Source organism: Accumulibacter sp. (genome assembly GCF_032229525.1).
In the GTDB taxonomy this organism is placed as follows: Bacteria; Pseudomonadota; Gammaproteobacteria; order Burkholderiales; family Rhodocyclaceae; genus Accumulibacter.
The window spans coordinates 1-6,533 of record NZ_JAVTWB010000181.1; the positions used below are offsets into that span (position 1 = coordinate 1).

The 6,533-nt window shown below is 64.4% G+C and carries 5 protein-coding genes; 1 reads left to right on the forward strand and 4 read right to left on the reverse strand.

Translation table 11 applies throughout. The features are described 5' to 3' along the window. Positions 1 to 581, forward strand: a 581-nt coding sequence (locus tag RUW20_RS14030) for a YebC/PmpR family DNA-binding transcriptional regulator (RefSeq protein ID WP_313952852.1), incomplete at its 5' end; no start/stop codon positions are given. Between the two features lie 49 nt (positions 582 to 630). On the opposite strand, the gene RUW20_RS14035 is transcribed toward RUW20_RS14030, so the two are convergent. The 4 genes from RUW20_RS14035 to RUW20_RS14050 form a co-directional block, all read right to left on the reverse strand. Then, on the reverse strand, positions 631 to 1,476 hold the full coding sequence (locus RUW20_RS14035; RefSeq protein ID WP_313952853.1) for a hypothetical protein: 846 nt from the start codon (positions 1,474 to 1,476) through the stop codon (positions 631 to 633). Between the two features lie 341 nt (positions 1,477 to 1,817). After that, positions 1,818 to 2,813 (reverse strand): transporter, encoded by a 996-nt coding sequence (locus RUW20_RS14040; protein ID WP_313952854.1) that lies wholly within the window; start codon positions 2,811 to 2,813, stop codon positions 1,818 to 1,820. An 81-nt stretch (positions 2,814 to 2,894) separates the two neighbouring features. Beyond that, on the reverse strand, positions 2,895 to 4,520 hold the full coding sequence (locus RUW20_RS14045; protein ID WP_313952855.1) for a DUF1254 domain-containing protein: 1,626 nt from the start codon (positions 4,518 to 4,520) through the stop codon (positions 2,895 to 2,897). A 38-nt stretch (positions 4,521 to 4,558) separates the two neighbouring features. Continuing rightward, positions 4,559 to 6,220: a DUF1254 domain-containing protein gene (locus RUW20_RS14050; RefSeq protein WP_313952856.1), complete on the reverse strand. Its 1,662-nt coding sequence runs from the start codon at positions 6,218 to 6,220 to the stop codon at positions 4,559 to 4,561. Between the last annotated feature and the right edge of the window lie 313 nt (positions 6,221 to 6,533).

Sequence of the window (6,533 nt, forward strand, 5' to 3'; positions counted from 1 at the left end):
TCGACAAGGCCAAGGGCGTCAACATGCCCAAGGACAAGATCGACAACGCGATCAAAAAGGGGACCGGCGAACTGGAAGGCGTCGACTACGTCGAGATTCGCTATGAGGGCTACGGCATCGGCGGCGCGGCGGTGATCGTCGATTGCCTGACCGACAACAAGACGCGCACCGTCGCCGATGTCCGGCACGCCTTCAACAAGTACGGCGGCAACCTCGGCACCGACGGCTGCGTCGCTTTTCAGTTCCAGCACTGCGGCCAGCTGCTGTTCGCTCCAGGCACCGACGAAGCGGCGCTGATGGACGCCGCAATCGAGGCCGGCGCCGACGACGTGCTGAGCCACGACGACGGCTCGGCGGAGGTGCTCACCGCGCCGAACGACTACATGGCGGTCAAGGATGCGCTGGAAGCTGCCGGCTTCACGTCCGAGTACGGTGGCGTGACGATGAAGGCGGAGAACGAGACCCAGTTTACCGGCGACGAAGCGCTGCGCATGCAGAAACTGATCGATGCTCTCGACAGCCTCGATGACGTTCAGGACGTTTACACCAACGTCGTCATGGACGACGAGCCGGAAGCCTGACTCTCAGTTGCGCTCTCCGGCCTCGAACGCAGCGACCGTAATCACTGAATCAGCTACCAGGCGTGCGCTCCTCGGCGCCTGCAGCGGCAGTCGCCTCGCCCGGACCTGTGGTGGGCCTGGTGGACCGGGTAGCCGCCCCGCGCTTTGCCCGCCGGGCGTCCCGGACGATGCCGCGAAGCTCGTTGCAACGGCCAACTATGCTCACCAGGACGCTGGCTGTCCAGGCAAAGGTGAACATCCCGGAAATGGCGATGATCGGTGACAGCATGTACCACTCATCCGACAGCTCGCGGTGGCTGCCGAGGGTGGTGTACGACAGCGCGGCGAAACGTGCAGCGGCGGCCCATTGTGGAATGATCCCGCTGTAGACCAGCGCTGCCGACCAGAGAACGATCGACATCAGGTGCAGACCGAGCATCCTGAAGACGGTGAAGCCAAGCAGCACGTCGACGCTCCACCACGCCGGGCGCTGCTGGATGTGCTGCGCGCGTTTGTCGAAGTGGCCGGTGAGCAGGCGCAGGCCGATCGCCTGCAGGATGACGACAGCGACCAGAACACCGCCGCCAAAGAAGAAGTCCGGTAGCGGCAGCGCGTCGATCACCGGCAGCTTCGCTTCGAGGTAGGCTTCCACCGGCCTCAGTTCGCCTGGTAGCTTCGTAGCGACCGTCCGGGGGATCTCGGCGAGTTCGCCGGGCGCTTTCTTCACGGCTTGCGGAATCGCCTGTACGTCCTGCGACAGCCGCTCGATGGCTTGCGGCAGCGGCGGTGGGACGGCCGCGGCGCCATCGCCCGCAGGTGGCAGCGTGCTCGGGTTGTCAACCCGCGTGCCGAGGGCTTGCGAGGCTCCTGGCGGAAGCGCCGTTATGGTTTTTTCGATCCTTGTTGCGTCGGCCACCTTGGACCACTCCCCGGCTGAAACTACCGCATCTGGATGAACTCACGCGGACAATCGCCGCCTCGTCCACGCGTGCTCGTTGGTCGCGAAATGCGCCAAGCGAGGGCCGTCGCAGTGGCGGGTGGCCCCGCTTCTCCCCCCGTGAACGTCAGCTGGCGCACGAGTATACTCGCGTCACTTGGGCTGACCTTGCTGTCGTTCAAGAACTTCGGCTGGGTGGGCGCCTGGCGGCGGCAGAAGAAGCCGCGGTCGGCGTCGCGCAATCGGCCGGTCGCCGTAATCGACCGTCCCGGCCGCAACGGACCTGGGCATTCACGGGCGTCATCGCTTACCGCCGCGGCCTAGTGCTTTCGCGGACCGAGCGGGATCACCAGCGTGGCAAACAGCGCCTTGCCCTGTAGCCGGTTCGTCGCCGCAAATTCCCGGTAGCCACGCAGATTGGCGTAGGCGGGCAGGCCTCCGATGGTAAAGGCATAGCCCAGTTCCGGCCCGATTGCGGCGACGTTCGATTTGAAGGGGCCTAGCCTGGCGCCCGAGCCGCTGTCGGCGCTGAGTTGATAGTAGACGTAGCCGGCCAGACCGAGTTGCCAGTTGGCGGAAAGGAACTGCGAAGCGGCCCAGTCGAGGTGGGAGTCGACGCCGTTCCGGTAATGGGTGGCCGGGTTCTGCCAGTTGTAGGTGACGCCCGCCACCGCCGAGAACTCGACGCCGCTGTGCTGATCAAGATAGGTGTAGCCGCCGCCAGCGTCTATCGCCGCGTGGCCGATACCGAGGTTGGCGAGTCGTTTGCTGTCGTAGGCGCCGACCGGGAGGTCGCCGGTGACGTAGCTCATCCAGTTGTGCACCCCGTGATTCCAGGCCAGGCTGGCCACCGGATAGAGGTCGGTGAAGCCCGACAGCGAATCGCTCTTGCCTGACGCGATGTCGCGCGGAGACACGGACAGGTCCGCTACCGTGGTGTCCTTCCCGTAGCCAAATCCGAGTCCGAGCGCCAACTGGCCGCCGAGCACTTTCGCCTCTGGCGCATAGGTCGGCTGGGCGAGCAGCAGCCCGGTCCACGACTTGAGTCCGAGCGTGATGCTGTCGCCGCGAGAGAACGATTTGCTGCCGGCAGCGTCGCCGCTGTAGTAGTAGCCCTGCATCGGCAGCGACCAGCCCGGCGTGGCCGGGACCGCGGCAAGGCTTGCGTATTGGCCCGAGAACCAGAACGGTACGCCGCCTTCATCGGCGAGGCTGTTGGTGGGAGAGACGACGGCACTCGTGGCGAGGATCGCCAGGACGCTGCGCACGCACAGCGTCCTGGCTTCCCCTTCAGCTTGCCGCATGGGCAATGACATTCAGCGGTGATGTTCCATCTGTGTCTCTCCAGCGAGCGGTTTCGACGGCTTCCGCTCGATTGAAGCGGCCAAGCCAGGCGCTTACCGAACCAGCTCAACCTCGCTCGGCCGCCAGGTCTGGGTGAAGAACGGCTCGAGCGGGCTGTACAGGCGCAGCATGGCGATGAAGCCCTTGCCGGGCAGGGTCTGGATCCAGTTGCCGCGCTTGACGCCCGCAGGTTGCTTCGGGGCGAAGTAAATGATCGTCGAACCATCGGCGCCCGCCTCGGCGGCCGGCGACGGGTAGCTCTGGCTGCCCGCACGCGGGTAGTGCTGCGGCGTGTCGAGCATCGAGCGTGTCATGGTGTCGTAAAGCGTGAAGGACCAGAACTTCTCGGCGGGAATGCCCTTGGGCAGCGTCACCTTGTAGGTTTTGCCGCCGTCGAGGTAGTTCTTCTCCGCGTCCACCATGGTCCAGACGTACTGCGAACCGACGTGTGTCAGGCGCATGGCCATCGCCGGCGTAATCCCGGTGACGCCGTAGAAGAAGGCCGTGCGCGCGTCCAATTGGCGGTAGCCGGTGGGCGGGAAGGGCTTGACACCTTCGCGCGTGATTTCCGGAATCGGCGTCTCGAACTCATAGCCGCTCGCGAACAGCATGTTCACCCAGCCCGAGTCGGGGTAGTGATACCAGCTCGGATCGCGGGGACTCATGAACAGGCTACGCGCGGTGGCGTTGGCCAGTGCGACCGCCTCGGTCATGATCTTCTTCATTCGCGCATCCGGGGCGAAGGGTTTGCCCTTGACGATGCCTATCGCCGCAATCGGCCCCATCAACTCGGGGTCGAGCGAGGTCGCCGGCTCCTGCTGCACGACCTCGTTGAGGAATTCGAAGTAGCTGAAGTCGTTCGGCGGAATGGTATTCATGACCTTGCCGCTACCGTCGTGGAAGACGGTCGGCGGCGGTGGCGTGACCGGCCCCAGCTTGGCCTTGCCGGCCAGGAACTCGGCGATCGGTGTGCCTACACCGCCGGCCTGGTAAGGATAAATCCTGGTGTATTTCTTGATCGCATCGGCGGCGGGCTTCGGCTTGTTGTCCTCGAGAAACATGCGCCCGAACCACAAGACCCGCGTCGTCCGAGCGCGGGCGACGGCAAAGCCGCCGTCCGGCAAGGGACCGTCGTAACCGGGAGGCAGCACCAGGTACTTGCCGCCTTCGCCGCGATCGCTGCCGGGCAGGCCAAGGTCGATGACCCAACGGAACCAGTAGTCGTCAATGGTGCCGAGAAACTTGGGTGGCACTTCGAGCACCATCGGCCCTTTGCTGAGGTCCAGGACGCCGATGGCGTAAACCGTGTCGGCGTTGGCCGTCAGGAAAAGCGACTTGGCATCCATCAACTGCGAGAAGACGATGACTTCGTTGTCCTTGACGCCGACGCTCAGCAGGCCTTTTCGAGCCGAGTGGATACTGACGCCCGATAGGGTGTTCAGGAATGCACTGGTGGCGTGCGTGAAGTCCAGGTTGTCGTAGATCTTGTCAAGAGTCGCCTTGCTCGGCGCGCCGTCCTTGAAATCGAGCGTGCCGATGCGCGTCTCGACCTTGTCGGGCGTAATGAGCGACGGCGGAATCGCGGGCGACTGGGCCAGCGCCGTACCGACGGCGAAAGCGGTGCCGGCCAGCGTCGCCAGCAGGCGGCTACATACTTGCGTTTGTTTGCGTCGTGCCATCAGTTCACTCTCCTTGTGTGCCAAGTCCAACGGCGTGATCACTTGACCAGCTCGATCTCGCTCGGCCGCCAGCTCTTGGTGAAGAACGGCTCGAGCGGACTGTAAAGGCGCAGCAGCGTGTTCCAGCCCTTCTTCGGGTCGGTCTGGACCCAGTTGCCGTCCTTCACGCCGTCAGGTTTGCTCGGGCCGAAATAGACGGTGGTTGAACCGTCGGCACTGGCTTCGGCGGCGGGCGTGGGGTAGCTCTGGCTGCCGGCACGCGGATAACGCTGCGGCGTGTCGAGCATCGAGCGGCTCTGGTTGTCGTACAGCGTGATCGACCAGAACTTCTCGGCCGGGATGCCCGCCGGCAGTGTCAATTTGTAGGTCTTCGCGCCGTCGAGGTACTCACCCTTCGAATCGACGAAGGCCCCCAGGTACTGCGAACCGATGCCGGTCAGCCGCATGATCATCGCCGGCGTGATGCCGGTGGCGTAGAAGAACATCGCCGTGCGCGAGTTCAAGGTGCGCGCACCGGTCGGCGGGTTGACCGTGATCTTGCCGGTGGCGCTGACCTCGGGCGGCGGTGTTTCGAAGTTGTAGCCGCCGGCGAACAGCATGTTCGTCCACGCCGAATCGGCGTAGTAGTACCAGCCCGCCGATGGCCGCCCGGCCCAGTTCAGTACCCGTCCGCTGGCCGAGCCGATGGCTGCGGCGTCGACCAGGATCTTCTTCATGCGCGCATCGGGGTTGAAGGGCTTGCCCTTGACGATGCCGATCGCTGCCAGCGAACCCAGGATCTCCGGGTCGAGCGACTCGGCCGGCTCGCGCTGCACCACCTCGTTGATCAACTCGAAGTAGCTGTAATCGCTGGGCGGGATGGTCGACATCACCTTGCCGGTGCCTTCGGTGAACTGCACCGGCGGCTGCGGCCGCAGGAAGCTCCACTCCAGCTTGCCCTGTGGCGTGCGCAGCAGCTCGGCCTTTCCTTCCAGCGCCGAGGCGATGCTGGTGCCGTAGCCTCCCGGCACGTAAGGGTAAACCTTCAGTGTCTTCTTGATCGTCGCTACCGCAGGTTTCGGATCGTTGTTCTCCAGGAACGAGCGGCCCAGCAGCATCGCGCGGTAGGTGCGCATGTGGTGTACCGAATAGCCGGTCTGCGGCAACTCGCCCTTGTAGCCCGGCGGCACCAGCAGGTACTTGCCGCCTTCGCCACGGTCCGGTCCGGGCAGGCCGAAATCGGTCACCCAGTGAAACCAGGCATCGTCGATGATGCCCAGCGACAGCGGCGGCGTTTCAACCACCAGCGGGCCGGCGCTCGCGTCGAGGTTGATCCAGAAGTAGATGGTGTCGGCATTGGCGGTGAGGAACAGCGACTTCGCGTCCATCAATTCCGACCAGATGATGGCGGTGTTATCCGGCACGCCGGCGTCCTTGAAGCCCTTGAACGAGGCCGCCACCGACGCACCCTGGTAGGCGTTGACGAAGGCCTCGACGCCGTGCATCAGGTCGAGATGGTCGTAGACCCTGGCGGCAGTGGCCTGACTCGGCGCGCCGTCCTTGAAGTCGAGCGTGCCGATGCTCGTCTCGAGCTTGTCCGGGGTGATCAGCGACGGTGGAATCGCCGGCGACTGGGCCAGCGCCGTACCGACGGCGAAAGCGGTGCCGGCCAGCGTCGCCAGCAGGCGGCTACCTACTTGCGTTTGTTTGCGTGCTGCCATCAATTTTCTCTCCTGGTGTGCAAAGCCGAACGGAGTAATCACTTGAGCAGCTCAAGCTCGCTCGGCCGCCACTGCTGCGTGAACAATGGTTCGAGCGGACGATACAGGGGCCGCATCGGGAAGAATCCCGTGTTGGGCATCGTCTGGATTCAGTTGCCGCCCTTGACGCCCTTGACGCCCTTGGGTTGGGTTGTGTCGGAGCGAAGTCTATCATCGTCGAACCATCAGCGGCCGGGGACGGATAGCTCTGCTGTGTGTCGAGCATCGATTCGGTCTGGGCATCATGGCGAGCAAGCGCAAGCGATTTCCTCGC

Excerpts from the sequence above, each read along its gene's own strand:
- RUW20_RS14040 (WP_313952854.1), bottom strand. The coding sequence starts at position 2,813 with ATGTCATTGCCCATGCGGCAAGCTGAAGGGGAAGCCAGGACGCTGTGC.
- RUW20_RS14045 (WP_313952855.1), bottom strand. The coding sequence starts at position 4,520 with ATGGCACGACGCAAACAAACGCAAGTATGTAGCCGCCTGCTGGCGACG.
- RUW20_RS14050 (WP_313952856.1), bottom strand. The coding sequence starts at position 6,220 with ATGGCAGCACGCAAACAAACGCAAGTAGGTAGCCGCCTGCTGGCGACG.